The sequence below is a fragment of the Pseudomonas putida NBRC 14164 genome, assembly GCF_000412675.1.
GTDB lineage: Bacteria > Pseudomonadota > Gammaproteobacteria > Pseudomonadales > Pseudomonadaceae > Aquipseudomonas > Aquipseudomonas putida.
The window spans coordinates 300,767-321,710 of sequence record NC_021505.1 but is presented as its reverse complement, the minus strand read 5'-3'; the positions used below and the strand labels follow the sequence as shown (position 1 = coordinate 321,710).

The 20,944-nt window shown below is 62.5% G+C and carries 23 protein-coding genes; 10 read left to right on the top strand and 13 right to left on the bottom strand.

Translation table 11 applies throughout. The features are described from left to right. The first annotated feature begins 189 nt into the window (after nt 1-189). Nucleotides 190-669: a glycine zipper domain-containing protein gene (locus tag PP4_RS01410; RefSeq protein WP_016497564.1), complete on the top strand. Its 480-nt coding sequence runs from the start codon at nt 190-192 to the stop codon at nt 667-669. 55 nt (nt 670-724) lie between these two features. On the opposite strand, the gene PP4_RS01405 is transcribed toward PP4_RS01410, so the two are convergent. Next, nucleotides 725-1,165, bottom strand: a complete 441-nt coding sequence (locus PP4_RS01405) for an acyl-CoA thioesterase (protein ID WP_016497563.1) — start codon at nt 1,163-1,165, stop codon at nt 725-727. Nucleotides 1,166-1,290: 125 nt separating this feature from the next. Between PP4_RS01405 and PP4_RS01400 the strand changes: the two genes are divergently transcribed. Together PP4_RS01400 and PP4_RS01395 are read left to right on the top strand one after the other, a co-directional pair. After that, entirely contained in the window at nt 1,291-1,734 is a 444-nt protein-coding gene (locus tag PP4_RS01400; RefSeq protein WP_016497562.1) for a hypothetical protein, read from the top strand. Next, nucleotides 1,734-2,006, top strand: a complete 273-nt coding sequence (locus PP4_RS01395; RefSeq protein WP_016497561.1) for a type II toxin-antitoxin system RelE/ParE family toxin — start codon at nt 1,734-1,736, stop codon at nt 2,004-2,006. Before PP4_RS01400 ends, PP4_RS01395 begins: the two co-directional genes overlap by 1 nt. A 59-nt stretch (nt 2,007-2,065) precedes the next feature. Here the strand turns inward: PP4_RS01395 and PP4_RS01390 are convergent, their stop codons facing one another. Together PP4_RS01390 and hslO are read right to left on the bottom strand one after the other, a co-directional pair. After that, nucleotides 2,066-3,607, bottom strand: coding sequence for a phosphoenolpyruvate carboxykinase (locus PP4_RS01390; protein ID WP_016497560.1), 1,542 nt, complete (start codon nt 3,605-3,607; stop codon nt 2,066-2,068). Nucleotides 3,608-3,786: 179 nt separating this feature from the next. Continuing rightward, the gene (hslO, locus tag PP4_RS01385) at nt 3,787-4,686 is read right to left on the bottom strand and encodes an Hsp33 family molecular chaperone HslO (RefSeq protein ID WP_016497559.1); all 900 of its coding nucleotides are present in this window, start codon (nt 4,684-4,686) and stop codon (nt 3,787-3,789) included. A gap of 120 nt (nt 4,687-4,806) precedes the next feature. Between hslO and PP4_RS01380 the strand changes: the two genes are divergently transcribed. After that, entirely contained in the window at nt 4,807-5,601 is a 795-nt protein-coding gene (locus tag PP4_RS01380) for a phosphatase PAP2 family protein (protein ID WP_041167487.1), read from the top strand. A 106-nt stretch (nt 5,602-5,707) separates the two neighbouring features. On the opposite strand, the gene PP4_RS01375 is transcribed toward PP4_RS01380, so the two are convergent. Continuing rightward, nucleotides 5,708-6,109, bottom strand: coding sequence for an RNA-binding S4 domain-containing protein (locus PP4_RS01375; RefSeq protein WP_016497557.1), 402 nt, complete (start codon nt 6,107-6,109; stop codon nt 5,708-5,710). A gap of 109 nt (nt 6,110-6,218) precedes the next feature. On the opposite strand from PP4_RS01375, the gene rimB reads away from it, so the two are divergent. After that, entirely contained in the window at nt 6,219-6,701 is a 483-nt protein-coding gene (gene rimB / locus PP4_RS01370; RefSeq protein WP_016497556.1) for a retropepsin-like aspartic endopeptidase RimB, read from the top strand. Continuing rightward, a complete protein-coding gene (gene rimK / locus PP4_RS01365) occupies nt 6,698-7,603 on the top strand; it encodes a 30S ribosomal protein S6--L-glutamate ligase (RefSeq protein ID WP_012316721.1) in 906 nt (301 codons plus the stop codon). Before rimB ends, rimK begins: the two co-directional genes overlap by 4 nt. Before the next feature lie 123 nt (nt 7,604-7,726). On the opposite strand, the gene PP4_RS01360 is transcribed toward rimK, so the two are convergent. Beyond that, complete coding sequence (locus PP4_RS01360) at nt 7,727-9,040, bottom strand: ATP-binding protein (RefSeq protein ID WP_016497555.1); 1,314 nt, start codon at nt 9,038-9,040, stop codon at nt 7,727-7,729. A 13-nt stretch (nt 9,041-9,053) separates the two neighbouring features. After that, a complete protein-coding gene (gene ompR, locus PP4_RS01355; RefSeq protein WP_016497554.1) occupies nt 9,054-9,794 on the bottom strand; it encodes an osmolarity response regulator transcription factor OmpR in 741 nt (246 codons plus the stop codon). Nucleotides 9,795-10,011: 217 nt separating this feature from the next. Here ompR and PP4_RS01350 point away from each other — a divergent pair, with 217 nt between their 5' ends. The 4 genes from PP4_RS01350 (at nt 10,012) to PP4_RS01335 (ending at nt 15,082) form a co-directional block, all read left to right on the top strand. Then, the gene (locus PP4_RS01350) at nt 10,012-12,336 is read left to right on the top strand and encodes a Tex family protein (protein ID WP_016497553.1); all 2,325 of its coding nucleotides are present in this window, start codon (nt 10,012-10,014) and stop codon (nt 12,334-12,336) included. Then, the gene (locus PP4_RS01345) at nt 12,336-12,719 is read left to right on the top strand and encodes a PaaI family thioesterase (RefSeq protein WP_012270050.1); all 384 of its coding nucleotides are present in this window, start codon (nt 12,336-12,338) and stop codon (nt 12,717-12,719) included. Before PP4_RS01350 ends, PP4_RS01345 begins: the two co-directional genes overlap by 1 nt. Before the next feature lie 153 nt (nt 12,720-12,872). After that, a complete protein-coding gene (gene gshA, locus PP4_RS01340; protein ID WP_016497552.1) occupies nt 12,873-14,450 on the top strand; it encodes a glutamate--cysteine ligase in 1,578 nt (525 codons plus the stop codon). Continuing rightward, complete coding sequence (locus tag PP4_RS01335) at nt 14,450-15,082, top strand: TetR/AcrR family transcriptional regulator (protein WP_016497551.1); 633 nt, start codon at nt 14,450-14,452, stop codon at nt 15,080-15,082. Before gshA ends, PP4_RS01335 begins: the two co-directional genes overlap by 1 nt. 122 nt (nt 15,083-15,204) lie before the next feature. Here the strand turns inward: PP4_RS01335 and PP4_RS01330 are convergent, their stop codons facing one another. The 7 genes from PP4_RS01330 to PP4_RS01300 all read right to left on the bottom strand — a co-directional run bounded on the left by PP4_RS01330 (nt 15,205) and on the right by PP4_RS01300 (nt 20,859). Beyond that, nucleotides 15,205-15,420, bottom strand: coding sequence for a TOBE domain-containing protein (locus tag PP4_RS01330; RefSeq protein ID WP_008095172.1), 216 nt, complete (start codon nt 15,418-15,420; stop codon nt 15,205-15,207). 44 nt (nt 15,421-15,464) lie between these two features. Then, nucleotides 15,465-16,277, bottom strand: a complete 813-nt coding sequence (gene ssuB / locus PP4_RS01325) for an aliphatic sulfonates ABC transporter ATP-binding protein (RefSeq protein ID WP_016497550.1) — start codon at nt 16,275-16,277, stop codon at nt 15,465-15,467. Next, nucleotides 16,274-17,071: an aliphatic sulfonate ABC transporter permease SsuC gene (gene ssuC, locus PP4_RS01320; RefSeq protein WP_016497549.1), complete on the bottom strand. Its 798-nt coding sequence runs from the start codon at nt 17,069-17,071 to the stop codon at nt 16,274-16,276. Before ssuC ends, ssuB begins: the two co-directional genes overlap by 4 nt. A 10-nt stretch (nt 17,072-17,081) precedes the next feature. Further along, on the bottom strand, nt 17,082-18,230 hold the full coding sequence (gene ssuD, locus PP4_RS01315; RefSeq protein WP_016484400.1) for an FMNH2-dependent alkanesulfonate monooxygenase: 1,149 nt from the start codon (nt 18,228-18,230) through the stop codon (nt 17,082-17,084). A gap of 59 nt (nt 18,231-18,289) precedes the next feature. Further along, entirely contained in the window at nt 18,290-19,255 is a 966-nt protein-coding gene (locus tag PP4_RS01310; RefSeq protein ID WP_016497548.1) for a sulfonate ABC transporter substrate-binding protein, read from the bottom strand. An 85-nt stretch (nt 19,256-19,340) separates the two neighbouring features. Then, the gene (ssuE, locus tag PP4_RS01305; RefSeq protein ID WP_016497547.1) at nt 19,341-19,934 is read right to left on the bottom strand and encodes an NADPH-dependent FMN reductase; all 594 of its coding nucleotides are present in this window, start codon (nt 19,932-19,934) and stop codon (nt 19,341-19,343) included. Between the two features lie 286 nt (nt 19,935-20,220). Continuing rightward, the gene (locus PP4_RS01300) at nt 20,221-20,859 is read right to left on the bottom strand and encodes a peroxiredoxin (protein ID WP_016497546.1); all 639 of its coding nucleotides are present in this window, start codon (nt 20,857-20,859) and stop codon (nt 20,221-20,223) included. Between the last annotated feature and the right edge of the window lie 85 nt (nt 20,860-20,944).

Here is a 20,944-nt window from a genome sequence, read left to right as displayed (position 1 = left end):
AAAAGCCCTGTTCCGTGGCGGTTCAGGGCTTTGTCATAAAGGTCTCAGACAGCCGGAAATCGATAAAGTTTCACAGCAAATACAGTAACTTAGCGAATTGTGTACAACTCGTGTTACTCGTCGGATTTCCGTTGCCAGCCGCGCCGCTTAGCCTCAAATTCGCCTCGTCATCCCTATGAGGCTCTCTTGATGAAGAAGTACTCCTCGATTTTGTTGTTGTCTTTCAGCTTGCTCAGCGGCGTTGCCATGGCAGGCGGCAATACCGAGGCCGGCATTGGCGGCGCATTGGGTGGGGTACTGGGCTCCGTCGTGGGCAACTCCATCGGTGGTAGCACGGGCGGTGCCATTGGTGCCGGTCTGGGTGGCGCAGCCGGCGGTGCCCTGGGCGCCGACAAGCGCCAGCGTGGCGAGGCCGCTATTGGCGGCGCGCTGGGCGCTGCAGGCGGTAACGTGGTCGGTCGCTCGGTGGGCGGCACCACCGGTAGCTACATTGGTGCAGCAGCCGGCGGTGGTGCCGGTGGCGCCCTGGGTAACTACATGGGCAACAAGGCCGACGAAGACGAGCGCCATGATGATCGCCGCTACCGTCGCGACTATGACGATCGTCGCCACTACGACCGTGGTCGCCATTACGGCCACCGCAAGCACAAGCGCCACTGGCGTGACTGATGCCTGAGGGCCTCGCCCCGGCAGCAAAAGCCCCGCCCCTTTCGGCGGGGCTTTTTTACGCCTGCTGTTCCAGTACCAGGCCAGACAGGATCATTTGCAGCGGCTCAGGCAACACCACAGGACGGCCACTGGCCCGTTCGATGAACACCTGAACCACCGTACCTGCCGCACACGCCTCCGGCTCGCCCGGGCGGAACAGCGCCAGGCGGTACTCCACCGTACTACCCGCCAGGCGCGTCACCCCCAGGCCCACTTCGAGTACGTCGGGGAAGCCCGGCAGCGCGAAGAAATCCGCCGCCGAACTGACCACGAATGCCGCCAGCTCGCCGTCACGCAGGTCCACCTCGGCCTGTTCGACAAGGAAGGCCTGGATAGCCGTTTCGAAAAAGCCATGCACGGTAGCACCGGCGATATGGCCGTTGACGTCGTTGTCCGAAGGGCGAGTGAGGATGGGGTGGAAGTGGGAGAAGGCAGTGCGCTGAGGGGATTCGGTCATGAGTTATCCACAGTTGGTTGCAATCGATCAGGAAGCTTCCCACAACAAGTTCGGAAGGCCTATAGTCGCAATCAACTATAGATTGCATAGCATGGTCAGTCCCGATGAAGCCGAGAAATACACCCATGCCAACTCATCTTCTCGACCATGCCAACCTGAGCCGCATGGCGGAATCAGGCCGTATCAACGCTACGCATATCGTAGGTCACCCAGGGGGCTGGGCGGTTCAGGTAGATATCAACCATCAGGAACATGTGCTTACCGCCCAGCGCAGCGGCAACGTCAGGCTTTTCAAGAAACTTGAGACTCTGGTGACTTACCTGCTGGATCTGGGAATCGACCATTTCGTGGTCGATGCATCCACTTTCGATCCTGGGCAGATGACTACTTATCAACGGCCTGACCGCGCCCAGGCGTTGAAGCGGGCCCATGAAGCAGCTGCCTATGAGGCGTGGTTCCACGAGCAGGTAATAGCGAGCCTGGATGACACAGCGCCAGTGATGGACGATGAGGAGGCCGAACTACTGTTTGCTGCTCGTCGTGCCACCCTGGCTGCCAAGATACGTTGATGCAGCTGATGTGGCGCCAAATGGCGCTCAAAGACCGCATGCGCATCATGGACCATATCGCTCAGGACAATCCTGCAGCGGCAATCGAGCTGGACGAAACCTTCGGGGACAAAGCCAGGCGCGCAGCACAGAATCCGGTTCTCTACAAGGTGGGCAGATACCCAGGAACCAGGGAAATCGTAGTCAGGCCCAATTATGTGATGATCTACCGCGTCGTAGATAACCGTGTCGAGATCATCCGCATTCTGCACGCCCGACAGCAATGGCCTTGAACACCAGATACAAAAAAGCCGCCCCTGAGGGCGGCTTTCTTGTTGCGGCTGGGTTCAGCTTACAGCTGCGGGCCAGCGGCCTTGATGGCGTCGGAAACTTCAAACTTCTTGAAGTTTTCGATGAACAGCTTGGCCAGGCCTTTGGCGGCCTCGTCGTAGGCAGCTTTGTCAGCCCAGTTGGTGCGCGGGTTGAGCAACTCGGTTTCAACACCCGGGACAACTTTTGGCACGTCCAGGTTGATGATGTCCAGATGCTCGGTTTCGGCACCGACCAGCGCGCCGCTCTGGATCGCAGCGATCACCGCACGGGTGGTCGGGATGCTGAAGCGCTTGCCAACGCCGTAGCCACCGCCGGTCCAGCCGGTGTTGACCAGGTAGACCTTGGAGTTGAAGCCATTGATACGCTTGATCAGCAGCTCGGCGTACTCGCCAGCCGGACGCGGGAAGAACGGTGCGCCGAAGCAGGTGGAGAAGGTCGACTTGATGCCGCCGCCCGAACCCATTTCGGTAGAACCAACCAGCGCGGTGTAACCGGACAGGAAGTGGTAGGCCGCCTGTTCGTTGTTCAGGATCGAAACCGGAGGCAGAACACCGGTCAGGTCGCAGGTCAGGAAGATGACCGCGTTAGGCTCGCCGCCCAGGTTCGCTTCGGAACGCTTGGCAACGTGCTCCAGCGGGTACGCTGCACGGCTGTTCTGGGTCAGGCTGACGTCGGTGTAGTCGGCGTGCTTGTTGCCGTCGAGAACGACGTTTTCCAGCACAGCGCCGTGCTTGATGGCTTTCCAGATGACCGGCTCGTTCTTCTCGGACAGATCGATGCACTTGGCGTAGCAGCCGCCTTCCATGTTGAAGACAACGCCTTCGCCCCAACCGTGCTCGTCGTCACCGATCAGGTAACGGCTTTCGTCGGCCGACAGGGTGGTCTTGCCGGTGCCGGACAGGCCGAAGAACAGGGTTACATCGCCTTCTTCGCCGATGTTGGCCGCGCAGTGCATTGGCAGTACGTCGGCCGCCGGCAGCAGGAAGTTCTGCACCGAGAACATGGCTTTCTTCATTTCGCCGGCGTAACGCATGCCAGCGATCAGCACTTTCCTGGCGGCGAAGTTGATGATCACGCAACCGTCGGAATTGGTGCCGTCACGCTCAGGCTCGCACACGAAGTTGGCAACGTTGAGCACCTGCCACTGGTCGCGGCCAGCCGGGTTGAACTGCTCCGGGTTGATGAACAGGCAACGGCCGAACAGGTTCTGCCAGGCAGTCTGGGTGGTCATCTTCACCGGCAGGTAGTGCTCGGCGGCTGCCCCTACGTGAACGTAGGAAACGAAGTGATCCTGGGCGTTGTTGAACGCCTCGACGCGGTCCCACAGGGCATCGAACTTGTCGGCCGGGAACTTGCGGTTGATCGGGCCCCAGGAAATGGCGTCCTGGGTGGAAGGTTCTTCGACGATGAAACGGTCAGCCGGCGAACGGCCAGTACGGTGACCAGTCTCTACGACCAGTGCGCCAGTATCGGCTAGTACGCCTTCACCGCGTTGCAGCGCTTCTTTTACCAGCTCATCGACGCTCAGGTCGGTGTACACGGTGTTGTTGGCTTGCGTCATGAGATACCCCATCCGGCCCGAGGCCGAGTGCTCCAAACGTTTTGTAGTTGTCTTGAAAAAACTACTACAGCGAAAAAAGTGGCCGGATTATGCCAGAAACGCCCAAAAAAAGTAGGCCCCTCCTGTCGTAACCGCGCTTTTGCGCAATTCGACAGGAGATTCCCCTGCAATTAAACGTTTCAGTGGCGAGTTTCTGAGGCGGTGTCTGTACCGCCACCGGCAAACAGTTGCGCCACATCGCTTGCATCGAAGAAATAGCGCTCGTTGCAGAACTGGCAATCGATCTCCACCTGGCCGCCGCACTCTTGCACCAGTGCCTTGGCGTCATGCTCGCCCAAGCTCACGAGCGCATTACCGGAGCGTTCGCGCGAGCAGCTGCAATTGAAGCGCAACGGCTGAATGTCGAACAGGCGCACGGCATCTTCGTGGTACAGGCGGTGCAGCAGGGTTTCGTTACCTTCGGCCCATTCTTCAGGCTTGAGGGTCTTGGCCAAGGCGATCACGTGCTGCCAGCTGTCTTCACGCTCTTCGTCGTCAGGCTGGCGATCACGCGGCAGTTGCTGCAGCAGCAGGCCACGGGCCTTGCCGTTTTCGGCGTTGAGCCAGAAGCGGGTATTGAGCTGTTGCGACTGGACGAAGTAGTTGGTGAAGCACTCCGACAGGTTGGCACCGTCGAGGTCCACTGTACCTTGGTAGCGCTGGCCCTTGACCGGGTCGATGGTCAGGGTCAGGTGGCCCTCGGGCATCAACTGCGCCAGCGTGGCATCAGCGGCGATCTGATCGGCCTCGTAGCGCGCCACGCCACGGATGTCGCGATCGCCCGAGCATTCCACCATCAGCAGCGGGATCGGCCCTTCGGAGCGCGCCTGCAGAATCAGCAGGCCATCGAACTTCAACGCCCCCACCAGCAAGGCGGTGGCAGCCATCAGTTCGCCGAGCAGCACCTGCACCGGCTGTGGGTATTCATGACGCGCCAGCACCGCGGCATAGCTGTCATCGAGAGACACCCACTCGCCGCGCACATCGCGCTCGTCGAAGATGAAACGTTGGGTGAAATCGGTATCAGGCAAATCGCTCATAGGTTTTGGCTATCTAAAAAATGATGACAAAATGGTTACAGCGGTTGTCGAAAACCTTCGAAAACCCGTGACAGAGCGCTCACAAGGCGCTCCGATTCCTGTTTGCAATAGAGGTATCTTATGGACAATCGACCACTGTTCCAAGCAAGGTGGTCCTTGGGGCCATTGGCAGCCTGCACGCTGCTTCCCATCGCTCTACTGTGTTTCTGGTTATGGCCTTTTGGCCAGATCCTGTGCCTGACTTTCGACGAGTGGCTGTTCCACAGCCTGAATGCGCCGCTGGCCGACAACACCACCTGGCGCTACATCTGGACCGTCGGCAGCCTGCGCCCGTTCGACATCGTCGTTGGCCTGATCCTTCTGGCAGTGCTTATCCGTGGTGACTGGGTGTTCAAGGCAGCTCAGGTTCGCCAGGCCTTTTTCGGCTTTCTGGTCACGCTACTCCTCTTAGTGGTGATTCGCGCGCTGTTTTCCAAGTGGGTGGATGCAGCCGGCTGGCAGCACAAGAGCCCGTCGATGATCTTCGACGACGTGGTGCACCTCAGCGACTATTACCCGAACCTGGAGGCGGCCTGGGAGCTCAAGGACCGGTCCAGCAAAAGTTTCCCGGGGGATCACGCTTCGGTGCTGCTGATCTGGGCGCTGTTCATGAGCGTATTCAGCCGCCGCCTGGTGCAGTTCCTGGTGATCTGGGGGCTGGCGGTGCTGTTCATGCTGCCGCGCCTGGTGGCCGGCGCCCATTGGGGGCAGGATGACTACATTGGCGGGTTGCTGATGGCAGTGCTGGCGTTGGGCTGGAGCTACTACACGCCGCTGGCGGCCAAGGGCAGTGAGGCGTTGATGCGCTGGACGGCGCCGTTGTTCAACCTGCTGGCCAGATTACCGCTTGTCGGGCGAATGGCCGTGCTCCGCTAGATGCTTGGGGCTGCTACGCAGCCCTTTCCGACCGGTCCGGCAGGGCCGCTCCCACAAGGCTCTGTGGGAGCTGGCTTGCCGGCGATGGGCCGCAAAGCGGCCCCGGCTATTCAAAGCTCCCATGCAACTGATGAATCTGCCGCCGCTGCTTCTTGGTCGGCCGGCCATCGGTGGTCACGCCCATGGCCCCGGCCTTACGCATTTCGGCCGCCTGCTCCCGGCGGCGCACGCTTTCTTCGGTTTCCTCGTACAGCGTCTGCGCTTCTGGCGCCCCACGCCGCACCACCGACAACGCCTTCACCACCACGGTGCGTTCATCGAACCCGGTGCGCAGCAAAAATTCGTCGCCCACCCGTGGCTCCTTGCCCGGTTTGCAACGCTCGCCCCGGCAATGCACCTTGCCGCTCTCGATCGCCGCCTTGGCCAGCGCCCGCGTCTTGTAGAAACGCGCCGCCCACAGCCACTTGTCCAGGCGAACCTTGTCGTCGTCTTCGGCTTTTTGTGCCATCCCGTTACCTCGGATTCTGTCTTTCATCGAACTGTACTACCTTCACATACGGATGCAAAAAGTCCCCGCCATGCTTACAGTTCACCACCTTACTCGCAGGGTGCGCTTCGTGAAGACATTTGACCATTTGACTGTGATCGGCCTGCGTGAGTGGATAGCCCTGCCCGACCTTGGTGTCGCCGGGCTGCGCGCCAAGATCGACACCGGCGCCAGCACCTCAAGCCTGCACGCTACCGAGGTGGAACCGTTCGAGCGTGACGGCCAGCCGTGGGTCCGTTTCACCGCGCACCTGGGCTCGGTGGTGCAGTTGCGTCACCGGCGTTGCGAGGCGCCGCTGGTCACCATGAAAACCATCAAGAGCTCCAACGGCCACGCCCAGACCCGCTATGTCATCCGCACGTCACTGGCGCTGGGCGATGGTGTGTGGGAGGTGGAGTTCACCCTGGCCTGTCGCAAGAACATGCGCTACCGCCTGCTGCTCGGTTCCAAGGCCTTGATCCAGGGCCAGCTGGTCGTGAACCCCGGCTTGAAGTACGTCCAAGATAAACCGGCCTTTCCGGCCACCCTTTCCCCTGTCACAGGTGCTGCATGAAGATCGCTGTGCTGTCGCGCAATCCGCGTCTGTATTCCACCCGCCGCCTGGTCGAAGCCGGTACCCAGCGTGGCCACGAAATGGTGGTGATCGACACCCTGCGGGCCTATATGAACATTGCCAGCCACAAGCCGCAGATCCACTACCGCGGCAAGCCGCTGGAGGGCTTCGATGCTGTGATCCCGCGCATCGGGGCTTCGGTCACCTTTTACGGCTGCGCGGTGCTGCGCCAGTTCGAAATGATGGGCGTGTACCCGCTCAACGAATCGGTGGCCATTGCCCGCTCGCGCGACAAACTGCGCTCGCTGCAATTGCTGTCGCGCCGTGGTATCGGCCTGCCCATTACCGGCTTCGCCCACTCACCGGACGACATCCCCGACCTGATCCAGATGGTCAATGGCGCCCCGCTGGTGATCAAGGTGCTGGAGGGTACCCAGGGCATCGGCGTGGTGCTGTGCGAAACCACCCAGGCGGCCGAGTCGGTGATCGAGGCGTTCATGGGCCTGAAGCAGAACATCATGGTTCAGGAGTACATCAAGGAGGCCGGCGGCGCCGACATTCGCTGCTTTGTGGTGGGAGACAAGGTGATTGCCTCGATGAAGCGCCAGGCCAAGCCGGGCGAGTTCCGCTCCAACCTGCACCGGGGTGGCGTCGCCAGCCTGATCAAGATCACCCCGGAAGAGCGGATTACCGCCATTCGTGCGGCCAAGGTGATGGGGTTGAGCGTGGCGGGTGTTGATATCCTGCGGTCCAACCATGGGCCGTTGGTGATGGAGGTGAACTCATCGCCGGGGCTGGAGGGGATCGAGGTGACCACTGGCAAGAACGTGGCCGGCATGATCATCGAGCACCTTGAGAAGAACGGCGGGCCTAATCAGACCCGGACCAAGGGCAAGGGCTGATTCAAGCCTGTACCGGCCCTATCGCCGGCAAGCCGCTCCCACAGGATTACCACAACCTCCAGGCTTGTAGATTACCTGTGGGAGCTGGCTTGCCGGCGATAGGGCCGGTGTGGTCAACCAGATTCATACAGCATTACGCGGCAGCAAAAGCCCCAACGGCAACCGCACCCGCGCCTCGATCCCGCCACCGGACCGGTTACGCAGCTCCACATTCCCGCCATGCTGGGCCGCGATGCGCTTGACGATCGCCAACCCCAGACCGGTGCCCTTGCCGCCCCGTGCACGGTCCCCACGAATGAACGGGTTGAAGATGGTCTCCAGCTCCGATTCGTCGATCCCGGTGCCACGGTCCAGCACGCTCAGCACCACGTATGGCGCACTCTCGTCACCCGACACATAGGCAGCCACTTCCACGCCCTTGCCGGCATGGTGCAAGGCGTTGCCGATCAGGTTGCCCAGCATGCGCTTGAGCGAAACACGGCGCAGCGGGAACGGCGGGATTGGCTCCAGGCACAGGCGCACACGTTCTTTCGGCTGGTTGTACGGGGCCACCACTTCACGCACCAGTTCAGCCAGGTCGACCTCTTCCACCGGCTCGTCGCGGCCATCGCGGATGAACGCCAGGAACTGATCGAGGATCGCATCCATGTCCTCGATATCGCGGACCATGTCGTCACTCAGGTCGCTGTCGCTGTCCAGCAATGACAACGACAGGCGCAGGCGCGTCAACGGTGTGCGCAGGTCGTGGGAAACCCCGGCCAGCATCAGCTCGCGCCCGCGCCCGGCCTGTTCGACATCTTCGGCCATCTGGTTGAAGGCCTTGTACACCTCGGTCATCTCGCTGGGTGTATCGCTGATCGGCAGGCGCACGCTGCGCCCCTGGCCCAGCTGACGAGCGGCGAATACCAGGCGCTTGAGCGGCTGGTTCAACTGGCGCACAAAGATCCAGGCAGAGGCTGTGGACAACAGGCCGATGGCCAGGAACCAACCCAGCACGTTCCAGATCTTCTGCCCACGCAGCGGGTGCGGGTACAGCGGCACTTTCAGCCAGCCCGGGCCCAGGCTTGGCGCATTGACCCACAACGCCGGTGGCGCATGAATACGCAGCCGCACCTCGGTGTCTTCGCCCAGCTCCGCCTGCATCTGCCGTTGGTAGATTTCGCTGTAGGGCCAATGCTGCTCGCCCTCGGGCACACCCGAGCCGGTCACGCGGATAAGGCCCGCCGCCTCGGCAATCTTGTCTCGGTTTTCTTCGTCGGCAGCCCAATAGGCGCGCAAGGTCAGCGCCACACCGTGGCTGTACTGACGGTCGACCAGTACGTCCTCGTTCATCAGCAGGTAGACCAGGGTCAAGGCCTTGCTGAACAGGACGACGATCAACACCAGCCACAGGGTGCGGGCGAAGAAACTCTGCGGAAACCAGAGCGGCGTTTTCATGGACGACGCGGCATCATTTACCTGCGTTTCCGTCTGGCACGAACACGTAGCCCAAGCCCCAGACGGTCTGGATGTAACGCGGCTTGGACGGGTCCGGCTCGATCATGCGGCGCAGGCGCGAGATCTGCACGTCGATGGAGCGTTCCAGTGCATCCCACTCACGGCCACGGGCCAGGTTCATCAGCTTGTCGCGGGTCAGCGGCTCGCGGGCGTGCATCACCAGGGCCTTGAGCACGGCGAACTCGCCGGTGGTGAGCATGTGCACTTCATCGCCACGCTTGAGTTCGCGGGTGGCCAGCGACAGCTCGTAGTCGCCGAAGGTGACCGATTCGTCCTCACTGCCCGGCGCACCCGGCACGGCGGGGGCCTGACGGCGCAACACAGCCTTGACGCGGGCCATCAGCTCGTCCGGGTTGAACGGCTTGCCCAGGTAGTCGTCAGCGCCCAGTTCCAGGCCCTTGATACGGCTCAGCTCGTCGCCCTTGGCGGTGAGCATGATGATCGGGATCTGGTTGTTCTGCTGGCGCAGGCGCTTGCACGCGGACAGGCCATCCTCGCCCGGCAGCATCAGGTCGAGCACCACCAGGTTGAACACCTCGCGCTGCAGCAGGCGGTCCATCTGCTCGGTGTTGGGCACCGCACGGGCACGGTAGCCCTTGCTGGTGAAGAACCGTTCCAGCAGGCTGCTAAGCCCCGGATCGTCGTCGACGATGAGAATCTTGTCACCTTCAGCGGTGTTTGCGGTGCCGGTCATGAATAACTCCTCTGATTTCGCCGCGCATTATGGCGTAGCCATTGCTGCACGTTGCGTGAGCATTGTTAGCAGATTTTTCCCCCGGCGCCAGTTCCAGCTGGCTGGGCGCCATCACCGCAAGCCGATTGCGATGGGTATAATGCGCGGCTTTCATCCAGCGCCGCCGGGCGAAAAGCCCACAGGCGACCCCCGTATTCACAAATGTCAGGTGGTTTACATGGACAGCATCAACAGCCGTATCGCCGAGGAACTGGGCGTACGCCCCCAGCAGGTCGAGGCGGCCGTGGGCCTGTTGGACGAAGGCTCGACCGTGCCCTTCATCGCCCGGTACCGCAAGGAAGTGACCGGTAGCCTGGACGACACCCAGCTGCGCCATCTGGAAGAGCGCCTGCGCTACCTGCGCGAACTCGACGACCGTCGCGCCAGCATCCTGGCCAGCATCGAGGAACAGGGCAAGCTGACCCCGGAACTGGCCCGCGAAATCAAGCTGGCCGACACCAAGACCCGCCTCGAAGACCTGTACCTGCCGTACAAGCAGAAGCGCCGCACCAAGGGCCAGATCGCCCTGGAAGCCGGCCTGGGCGACCTGGCCGACGGCCTGTTCAACGACCCCAACCTGGCCCCGGAAAGCGAAGCCGCACGCTTCGTAAACGCCGAAAAAGGCGTAGCCGACGTCAAGGCCGCGCTGGAAGGTGCCAAATACATCCTCATGGAGCGCTTCGCCGAAGACGCCGCCCTGCTCGACAAGCTGCGCAGCTTCCTCAAGCAGGAAGCCGTGCTCAGTGCCCGTGTGGTGGCCGGCAAGGAAGAAGAAGGCGCCAAGTTCCGCGACTACTTTGCGCACGACGAACTGCTGCGCAACGCCCCGTCGCACCGTGCCCTGGCGATCTTCCGCGGGCGCAACGAAGGCGTGCTGAGCGCCTCGCTGAAAGTGGGCGAAGAACTGCCTGGCACCCTGCACCCGTGCGAAGTGATGATCGGCAACCACGTCGGCATTGAAAACCGCAGCCGCCCGGCCGACAAATGGCTGGGCGAGGTGGTGCGCTGGACCTGGAAGGTCAAGCTGTACACCCACCTGGAAACCGACCTGTTCGGCGAACTGCGCGACAACGCCGAAGGCGAGGCGATCAACGTGTTCGCCCACAACCTGCACGACCTGCTGCTGGCCGCCCCGGCCGGCCCGCGCGCCACCCTGGGCTTCGACCCGGGCCTGCGCACCGGTTGCAAGATCGCCGTGGTCGATGCCACCGGCAAGCTGCTGGACTACACCACGGTGTACCCGCACGCGCCAAAGAATGACTGGGACCGCACCATTTCCATCATGGCCGCACTGTGCGCCAAGCACTCGGTGGAACTGATCGCCATCGGCAACGGCACCGCCAGCCGCGAGAGCGACAAGCTGGTGGCCGAACTGGTCAAAAAATACCCAGCGCTGAAAATTACCAAGATCATGGTCTCCGAGGCCGGTGCGTCGGTGTACTCGGCATCGGAACTGGCCGCCCGCGAGTTCCCGGACCTGGACGTGTCGATCCGTGGCGCCGTGTCGATTGCCCGCCGCCTGCAGGACCCGCTGGCCGAGCTGGTGAAGATCGACCCGAAATCCATCGGCGTCGGCCAGTACCAGCACGACGTTTCCCAGCTGAAACTGGCGCGTGGCCTGGACGCCGTGGTCGAGGACTGCGTGAACGCCGTGGGCGTGGACGTCAACACCGCCTCGGTGGCGCTGCTGACCCGTATCTCCGGCCTCAACGCCACACTGGCACAGAACATCGTCGCCCACCGCGATGCCAACGGCCCGTTTGCCACCCGTGCAGCGCTGAAAAAAGTCAGCCGCCTGGGTGAAAAAACCTTCGAACAAGCAGCCGGCTTCCTGCGTGTAATGAACGGCGACAACCCGCTGGACGCCTCCGCAGTGCACCCGGAGGCCTATCCGCTGGTGCAGCGCATCGCCGCCGACACCGACCGCGATATCCGCTCGCTGATCGGCGACAGCAGCTTCCTCAAGCGCCTGGACCCCAAGAAGTTCACCGACGAGTCCTTCGGCCTGCCGACCGTCACCGACATCCTGCAAGAGCTGGACAAGCCTGGCCGCGACCCACGCCCAGAGTTCAAGACCGCCACCTTCCAGGACGGCGTCGAAGACCTCAAGGACCTGGAGCCCGGCATGATCCTGGAGGGCGTGGTGACCAACGTCACCAACTTCGGTGCCTTCGTCGACATCGGCGTGCACCAGGACGGCCTGGTGCACATCTCGGCGCTGTCGGAGAAGTTCATCAAAGACCCGCGTGAAGCGGTGAAGGCCGGCGACGTGGTCAAGGTCAAGGTCATGGAAGTGGACATCTCGCGCAAGCGCGTCGGCCTGTCCATGCGCATGGGCGACACCCCAGGCGAGAAGGTCGAAGGCAACCGCGGTGGCAACCGTGGCAATGGCGGCAACCGCCAGCAGCCAGCCCAACGCCCGCGTGAAACCGCCACTGCAGCACCGGCCAACAATGCCATGGCCTCGCTGTTCGCCAACGCCAAGCAGTTGAAGAAGAAGTGATGGACGTACCCCGCGAATACGTCGAAAGCGCCTTCAGCCAGCTGCTGGGCTGCCGCCTGCAACGCCTGGACACGGGTGTTGCCGAGGTGGCCCTGGCCCTCGAGCCGCACTTGCGCAACCGTGGCCAGAAGCTGCACGGCGGGGCAATCTTCAGCCTGGTGGACATCGCCATGGGCCTGGCCTGCTCGGCCAGCCATGGCTTTGACCAGCAAAGTGTCACCATCGAGTGCAAGATCAACTACATGCGCGCCGTCAGCGACGGCGAAGTGCTGTGCACCGCCCGTGTGCTGCACGCCGGGCGGCGTACCCTGGTGGTCGACGCCGACGTAGTCCAGGGCGACAAGCTGGTGGCTAAAGCGCAAGGAACCTTCGCGGTTCTCTAGCTCACCAAGCAGTATCTGCGGTATTTTCAGCAGTGCGCTGGCACTGCTGGAACCGCGTAAACCAGGCGACAACGCCAGTTCCTTTCTTCCTACCCTTGTAGACCGTTATCTCTACCCCCATATTGGGGCGACTGACGCGTGAAGGAATACATCTTGAGCGAACTCCTCAACCGCCGCCTGAGCCTGCTCGGCGCCAATCTTCCCCTGCTCAAGCAGTGCCTGCACGGTATTGAGCGCGAATGCCTGCGCGTGACCGACGAAGGTCGCCTGGCCCAGACCCCGCACCCGGAAGCTCTGGGGTCGGCGCTGACCAACGAGCAGATCACCACTGATTATTCCGAGTCGCTGCTGGAGTTCATCACCCCAGCGCTGCCCGACCCGGCCAAAGTGCTCGAAAGCCTCGAACAGACCCACCGTTTCGTCTACAGCAAGCTGGGCGACGAATACCTGTGGAGCCCGTCGATGCCGTGCACGCTGCCGGCCGAGGAGGACATCCCGATCGCCGAGTACGGCAGCTCGAACATCGGCAAGCTCAAGCACGTCTACCGCAAGGGCCTGGCCCTGCGCTACGGCCGCACCATGCAGTGCATCGCCGGTATCCATTACAACTTCTCGCTACCCGAAGCCCTGTGGCCTCTGCTGCGCGAAGCCGAAGGCAGCACGCAAGACAACCGCGACTACCAGTCGTCAGCCTACATCGCCCTGATCCGCAACTTCCGCCGCTACAGCTGGCTGCTGATGTACCTGTTCGGCGCCTCGCCAGCGCTGGACAAAGGCTTCCTGCGTGGCCGCCCGCACCAGCTCGAAGAGCTGGACGCCGAAACCCTGTTCCTGCCCTACGCCACCAGCCTGCGCATGAGCGACCTGGGCTACCAGAGCAACGCCCAGGCCGGCCTCACGCCTTGCTACAACAACCTGGCCAGCTACACCGACAGCCTGCGCAAGGCCGTGGGCACGCCCTACCCGCCTTATGTCGAGGTCGGTACGCACGTGGACGGCGAGTGGGTGCAGCTGAACACCAACATTCTGCAGATCGAGAACGAGTACTACTCGAACATCCGCCCCAAGCGCGTCACCTACACCGGCGAGCGGCCGATCCAGGCCCTGACCTCGCGGGGCGTGCAGTATGTGGAAGTACGTTGCCTGGACATCAACCCGTTCCTGCCGGTAGGTATCGACCTGACCGAGGCGCGCTTCCTCGACGCGTTCCTGCTGTTCTGCGCCCTGGAAGACAGCCCGCAGCTGGACAACGGCGAATGCCGCCAGTGCACCGACAACTTCCTGACCGTGGTGAAGGAAGGCCGTCGCCCGGGCCTGGAGCTGCATCGTGATGGCCAGCCGATCACCCTGAAGGATTGGGCCAGCGAGCTGATTGAGCGTATCCGGCCACTGGCCGACCTGCTCGACCAGGCGCAAGGCGGCGATGCCCACGGCAAAGCCCTGGATGCCCAGCAGGCCAAGGTGGATGATGCCGCGCTGACCCCGTCAGCCCAAGTGCTGGCACGCATGACCGAGCACGACGAAACCTTCATCCAGTTCTCCCTGCGCCAAAGCCGTGTCCACGCCGAGACATTCCGCGAACAGCCACTGAGCAACGAACAGCAACAGGCGTTCGAAACACTAGCCCGCGAATCGCTCACCAAGCAGTCCGAGCTGGAACAGGAAGAGGTCGGTGACTTCGACCTGTTCGTCGGCGCCTATCAGGCCAGCATCCTGGCGATCAGCAACTGATGAGCCGCGCCGTCGCCTCGCGCAAGCCGCGCGCCAGCAGCCAGGCCAGGATCGAGGCGATCCTGGCGGCTGCGCGTGAGCTGCTGGCCGAACAAGGGGTGGCGGCACTTTCCATCTACAGCGTGGCCGAGCGGGCGCAGATTCCACCGTCGTCGGTGTATCACTTCTTCGCCAGCGTGCCGGCCTTGCTGGAAGCGCTGACGGCCGATGTACACCGGGCGTTTCGTGAAGCCCTGAGCGCACCGTTCGACAGCAGCGCGTTCAGCACCTGGCACCAGCTGTCACGGCTCATCGAGCAACGCATGCTGGATATCTATAACGAAGATGCTGCGGCGCGGCAGCTGATTCTGGCCCAGCACGGCCTGAGCGAAGTGGTGCAGGCCGACCGGCAGCACGACATGGAACTGGGCGACTTGATGCACAAGTTGTTCGACCAGCATTTTCACCTGCCGGTGATGCCGCTGGATGTGGATGTGTTCGCCCTGGCCATGGAACTGAGCGACCGGGTATATGCGCGGTCGGTGCAGTTGCACGAGGCGATCACCCCGCGCATGGCCGAAGAAGGCAAGCGGGTGTTCGAGGCGTATCTGGGGTTATACCTGCCGCCGTTTCTGGCCAAGCGTCAGCCTTGAAGGCCTCATCGCCGGCAAGCCAGCTCCCACAGGTACAACACAAGGCTTGAAACCTGCGCAGTACCTGTGGGAGCTGGCTTGCCGGCGATTGGGCTGCAAAGCAGCCCCATGGGCCACGTTCATCACAGCTTGGCGATAGACACTTCAGTCGATTTCACAAAGGCAATCACTTCGCTGCCAACCTGCAGCTCCAGCTCTTTTACCGAGCGGGTGGTGATGACCGAAGTGACGATACCCGAGGCAGTCTGCACGTCGATTTCCGACAGTACCGGGCCTTCGAGGATTTCTTTCACGGTGCCTTTGAACTGGTTGCGGACGTTGATGGCTTTGATGGTCATGATGTCATTCCTTCTCTATGGCTTCAGTCAGGTAAGTGAGTGGTTCAGTGCGCCCAACGCAGTTGCGTGGGCAGCGGGGCTACAGGGTCCGGCTCGGGCGCAATGCCCGGAGCCGACAGAACACGGTTGAGCACTTCGCTTTCCAGCGCGGCCAGGCGGTGCGAACCAAGTGCCCTGGGCCGTGCCAGGTCGACCGTAAGGTCAAGCCCGACTTCGCCGTCCTCGATCAGGATCACCCGGTCAGCCACGGCAACTGCCTCGCTGACATCGTGGGTGACCAGCAGCACAGTGAAGCCGTGCTGAAGCCACAGGCGTTCGATCAGTTGCTGCATTTCGATACGGGTCAATGCATCCAGTGCACCCAGCGGCTCATCCAGCAGCAGCAGGCGTGGCTGGTGAATCAAGGCGCGGGCCAAGGCCACACGCTGCTTCTGGCCACCGGAGAGGGCTGCCGGCCATTCATTGGCGCGGTCGGCCAGGCCAACCGCATCCAGCGCTTCCAGCGCACGTGGGCGCCAATCACCCGACAGGCCCAGGCCAACGTTGTCGATCACCTTCTTCCACGGCAGCAGGCGCGCGTCCTGGAACATCAGGCGGGTTTCTTCACGGGCCTCTTCCAGCGGCGCAGCACCGGCCAGCAACTGCCCGCCAGTGGGCTGGTCGAGCCCGGCCAGCAGCCGCAGCAGGGTGCTTTTGCCGCAGCCGCTGCGGCCAACGATGGCAACGAACTGGCCGGCCGGAATGTGCAGGTCGATGCCCTTCAACACTTCGCGCTGGCCAAAGGTCTTGCGCAGGCCATTGGAGGCCAGCGGGATGCCACGCAGCAGGCGTGGCGGCTGTTCCTTGAGCACAGTCATGCACCCTCCTTCTTGGCCACTTGATAGGCCGGGTGCCAGCGCAGCCAAACACGTTCCAGGCCACGGGCAGCGAGGTCGGCGAGTTTGCCAAGCACGGCATACAGGACGATGGCCAGTACCACCACGTCGGTCTGCAGGAACTCACGGGCGTTCATCGCCAGGTAACCGATGCCGGCATTCGCCGAAATGGTTTCGGCCACGATCAGGGTCAGCCACATGAAGCCCAGGGCGAAGCGCACCCCCACCAGGATCGATGGCAGCGCGCCCGGCAGGATCACCTGGCGGAACAGGCTGAAGCCGGACAAGCCGTAGCTGCGCGCCATCTCTACCAGCGCCGGGTCAACGTTGCGAATACCGTGATAGGTGTTCAGGTAGATCGGGAACAGCGTGCCCAGCGCGACCAGAAAGATCTTTGCCGACTCGTCGATACCGAACCACAGGATCACCAGCGGGATCAGCGCCAGGTGCGGCACGTTGCGGATCATCTGCACCGAGCTGTCGAGCAGGCGTTCGCCCCAGTTCGACAGGCCGGTGATGAAGCCCAGTACCAGGCCGATGCTGCCGCCGATGGCGAAGCCCAGGCCGGCACGCCAGCCACTGATGGCCAGGTGGGTCCAGATGTCGCCGCTGCGCACCAGCTCGACACCGGCGCTGACCACTGCGCTAGGTGCCGGCAGGATGCGCGTCGACAGCCAGCCAGCGCTGACCGCCAGTTGCCAGACTGCCAGCAGCAGCACCGGCAGCGCCCACGGCGCCAGGCGCTGGGTCAGGGTGGAGGAAGTTGCACGACTCATGGCCCGGCCCTCAGCTCTGCGACACGGATTTGGGCAGGATGTCGTTGGCCACCATCTCGCCGAACGGGCTCACGTAGCCACCGGTTTTCGGTTGCTCCGGGCGCTGAACATCAAGGTGCGGGAACAGCAGCTCGGCAACGCGGTAAGACTCTTCGAGGTGTGGATAACCCGAGAAGATGAAGGTATCGATCCCCAGGTCGGCATATTCCTTCACCCGCGCGGCGACAGTCGGGCCGTCGCCTACCAGCGCGGTACCGGCGCCGCCACGTACCAGGCCAACGCCTGCCCACAGGTTGGGGCTGACTTCCAGGTTGTCGCGGTTGCCGCCGTGCAGGGCAGCCATGCGCTGCTGGCCCACCGAGTCGAAGCGCGCCAGCGAGGCCTGGGCACGGGCGATGGTGTCATCGTCCAGGTGCGAGATCAGGCGGTCGGCGGCGGCCCAGGCTTCTTCGTTGGTTTCCCGCACAATCACGTGCAGGCGGATACCGAAGCGTACTTCACGGCCTTGAGCGGCCGCTTTTTCGCGCACCTGGGCGATTTTCTCGGCAACGGCTGACGGCGGCTCGCCCCAGGTCAGGTACAACTCGACCTGCTCGGCGGCCAGGTCCTGAGCGGCCTCGGAGGAACCGCCGAAATACAGCGGCGGGCGTGGTTGCTGAATCGGCGGGTAGAGCAGCTTGGCGCCCTTCACCTGGATGTGCTTGCCGTCGTAGTCGACGTTTTCGCCTTCCAGCACCTTGCGCCAGATACGGGTGAACTCGACCGACGCTTCGTAGCGTTCCTGGTGGTTCAGGTGCAGGCCATCACCGGCCAGTTCATCCGGGTCGCCACCGGTTACCAGGTTGAACAGGGCACGGCCATTGGACAGGCGATCCAGGGTCGCAGCCTGGCGTGCTGCCACGGTCGGCGAAATGATGCCCGGACGCAGGGCAACCAGGAATTTCAGGTGCTGGGTCACAGGGATCAGCGACGCGGCCACCAGCCAGGAATCCTCGCAGGAACGGCCGGTCGGGATCAGTACCCCACCAAAGCCCAGACGGTCGGCGGCCTGCGCGATCTGCTGCAGGTAACCGTGGTCGACCGCACGCGCGCCGTCGGAAGTGCCCAGGTACTTGCCGTCACCGTGGGTCGGGAGGAACCAGAAAATATTAAGGCTCATTGGAGTTGTCTCCTCAAGGGTGGCTCAGCCAGGGCGGCGCCCCGGCACAGGCGAATCAATCAAGGCGCGCTAGCGACCTTGGCCGGGGGTGTCCAGATCACGTCCTTGATGCTCAGCGGCTTGGGTATCAGCTTGAGCGCCTGGAAGGTGTCGGCGATTTTCTGTTGTGCGGCCACTACCTCGGGAGTCAGCGGTGCTGCACCGTAGCCTTGGCGCTTGACCGAGGTCAGGGTGATGTCGGCAGGCAGGCCGAGCAGCGGTGCCACCTGGTCGGTCACTTCCTGCGGGTTGGCCTGCGACCATTCGCCCACGGCGCGCACTTCCTCGATGAGGGTGTTGATCACCGCCGGGTGCTGAGTCGCGTAGTTGCGGGTGGCCAGGTAGAACTGGTGGTTGTCGACCAGGCCCTTGCCGTCACGCAGGGTACGGGCCTGCAATTGTTTTTCCGCAGCGGCCTGGTACGGGTCCCAGATCACCCAGGCATCGACGCTGCCACGCTCGAATGCGGCGCGGGCATCGGCAGGGGGCAGGTACACCGGCTGGATATCGCTGTACTTGAGGCCGGCGTCTTCCAGGGCGCGGACCAGCAGGTAGTGGACGTTGGAGCCTTTGTTGAGGGCGACTTTCTTGCCTTTGAGTTCCTTGATCGACTGGATCGACGAACCCTTCGGCACTAGGATCGCTTCGCTGTGCGGCGCTGGCGGCTCGTAGGCCACGTAGAGCAGATCGGCGCCGGCGGCCTGGGCAAATACGGGCGGGGTTTCGCCGGTAACGCCAAAGTCGATGGAGCCGACGTTCAGCCCTTCAAGCAGCTGCGGGCCGCCGGGAAATTCGGTCCACTGCACCTGTACGCCCTGCTCGGCCAGGCGCTTTTCCAGCGTGCCCTTGGCCTTGAGCAGCACCAGGGTGCCGTATTTCTGGTAACCGATACGCAGGCTTTCGGCCTGGGCTTGGGTAATGGCGCCGAAGGACACAGCCGCCGCAAACAGGGCGACCAGACCGCGACGCAAGAAGACTGTGCGCATGGCGCTCTCCTGTGCGAATGAGGTTCGGGTTGCACCTGCTTGCCTCGTTATCGGGCGAGTAAGGTGGTGAAGCGGGTTGTGCCGGTCAGATGCTCCAGCGGGCGCTGATCAGGCGTTCGTTCAGTACGCCGGGGGCCACGGGGCGTGGCCGACGGGCCAGGGCAACGTGGAAGGTTTCCAGCGAGTCCAGCAGGCGTTCTTCCAGTGCCGGCACCAACTGCGCGGGCTTCGTGCCGTCTGCATAAGACACCTGGCTGTCGTCGGCGAAGATCCCTTGCAGGGTCTCTTGTGCCTTGAGTGCCGACAGCACGGGTTTCAATGCGTAATCCACCGCCAGCATGTGGGCGATGCTGCCGCCGGTGGCGATCGGCAACACGATCTTGTGGGCCAGGGCGCGTTCGGGCAGCAGGTCCAGCAAGGTCTTCAGTGCACCGGCAAACGAAGCCTTGTACACCGGGGTGGAAACGATCAGGCCATCGGCCTGGGCTACCAGTTGCTGGAAGTGCTGCACATGCGGGCTGTCGAAACGGGCATGCAGCAGGTCTTCGGCGGGGAAGTCACGTACCTGGAACGTCACCACTTCAACGCCACGGCCCTGCAGCCACTGGCGCGAACGCTCAAGCAGCACGCCGGAGCGTGAACGAAGACTTGGGCTACCACCGATTGAGACGACCAGCATTGCTGCGCTTCCTTGTGTTCTGTTGGAGGTGACATTAACAGCTGCTATATATATCTAGAAATCATATTTTTTCATTTGGTTATTCCATTATTGTCTTTATTCGCGAGGGCCTCTTCGCGGGCGCGCCCGCTCCCACCGGATTATGTGGAAAGCCGGGTCTGCTCTGTTTCTGTGGGAGCGGGCGTGCCCGCGAAGAGGCCCACACATTCCGCGCAGGCATAAAAAAGGGCCGTCGAAACGGCCCGAAAATCCCTGCTTGGCTAAGAGCAATGCAACGAGGAATCCTTTAACGATTTGGCTGTGGGGTCAGACGCAGATAGGGCTTGACCGCCCGGTAACCTTTGGGGAAGCGCTGCTTGATTTCTTCCTCATCCTTGAGCGAAGGCACGATCACCACCTCGTCGCCGTCCTGCCAGTTACCTGGCGTGGCGACCTTGTGGTTGTCGGTCAACTGCAGCGAGTCGATCACCCGCAGGATTTCATTGAAGTTGCGCCCGGTACTGGCCGGATAGGTAATGGTCAGGCGCACCTTCTTGTTCGGGTCGATGACGAACAGCGAGCGCACGGTCAGGGTATCGCTGGCGTTCGGGTGAATCAGGTCGTACAGGTCGGACACCTTGCGGTCGGCATCGGCGATGATCGGGAAGTTGACCACGGTGTTCTGGGTCTCGTTGATGTCCTCGATCCATTTATGGTGCGAGTCGACCGGGTCCACCGACAGGGCGATGGCCTTGACCCCGCGCTTGGCGAAATCGTCCTTGAGCTTGGCGGTCAGGCCCAGCTCGGTGGTGCACACCGGAGTGAAGTCGGCCGGGTGGGAAAACAATACCCCCCAGCTGTTGCCCAGCCACTCGTGGAAGCGGATTTTGCCTTCGCTGGAATCCTGTTCGAAATCGGGGGCGATATCGCCGAGTTTGAGGCTCATGGGCTGCGGCTCCTTGGCTGGGTTCTGTACCGTATGGGTTCAATGTGCCTGCATTCGATTAAAAACAAAAAGAATAAATAACGAT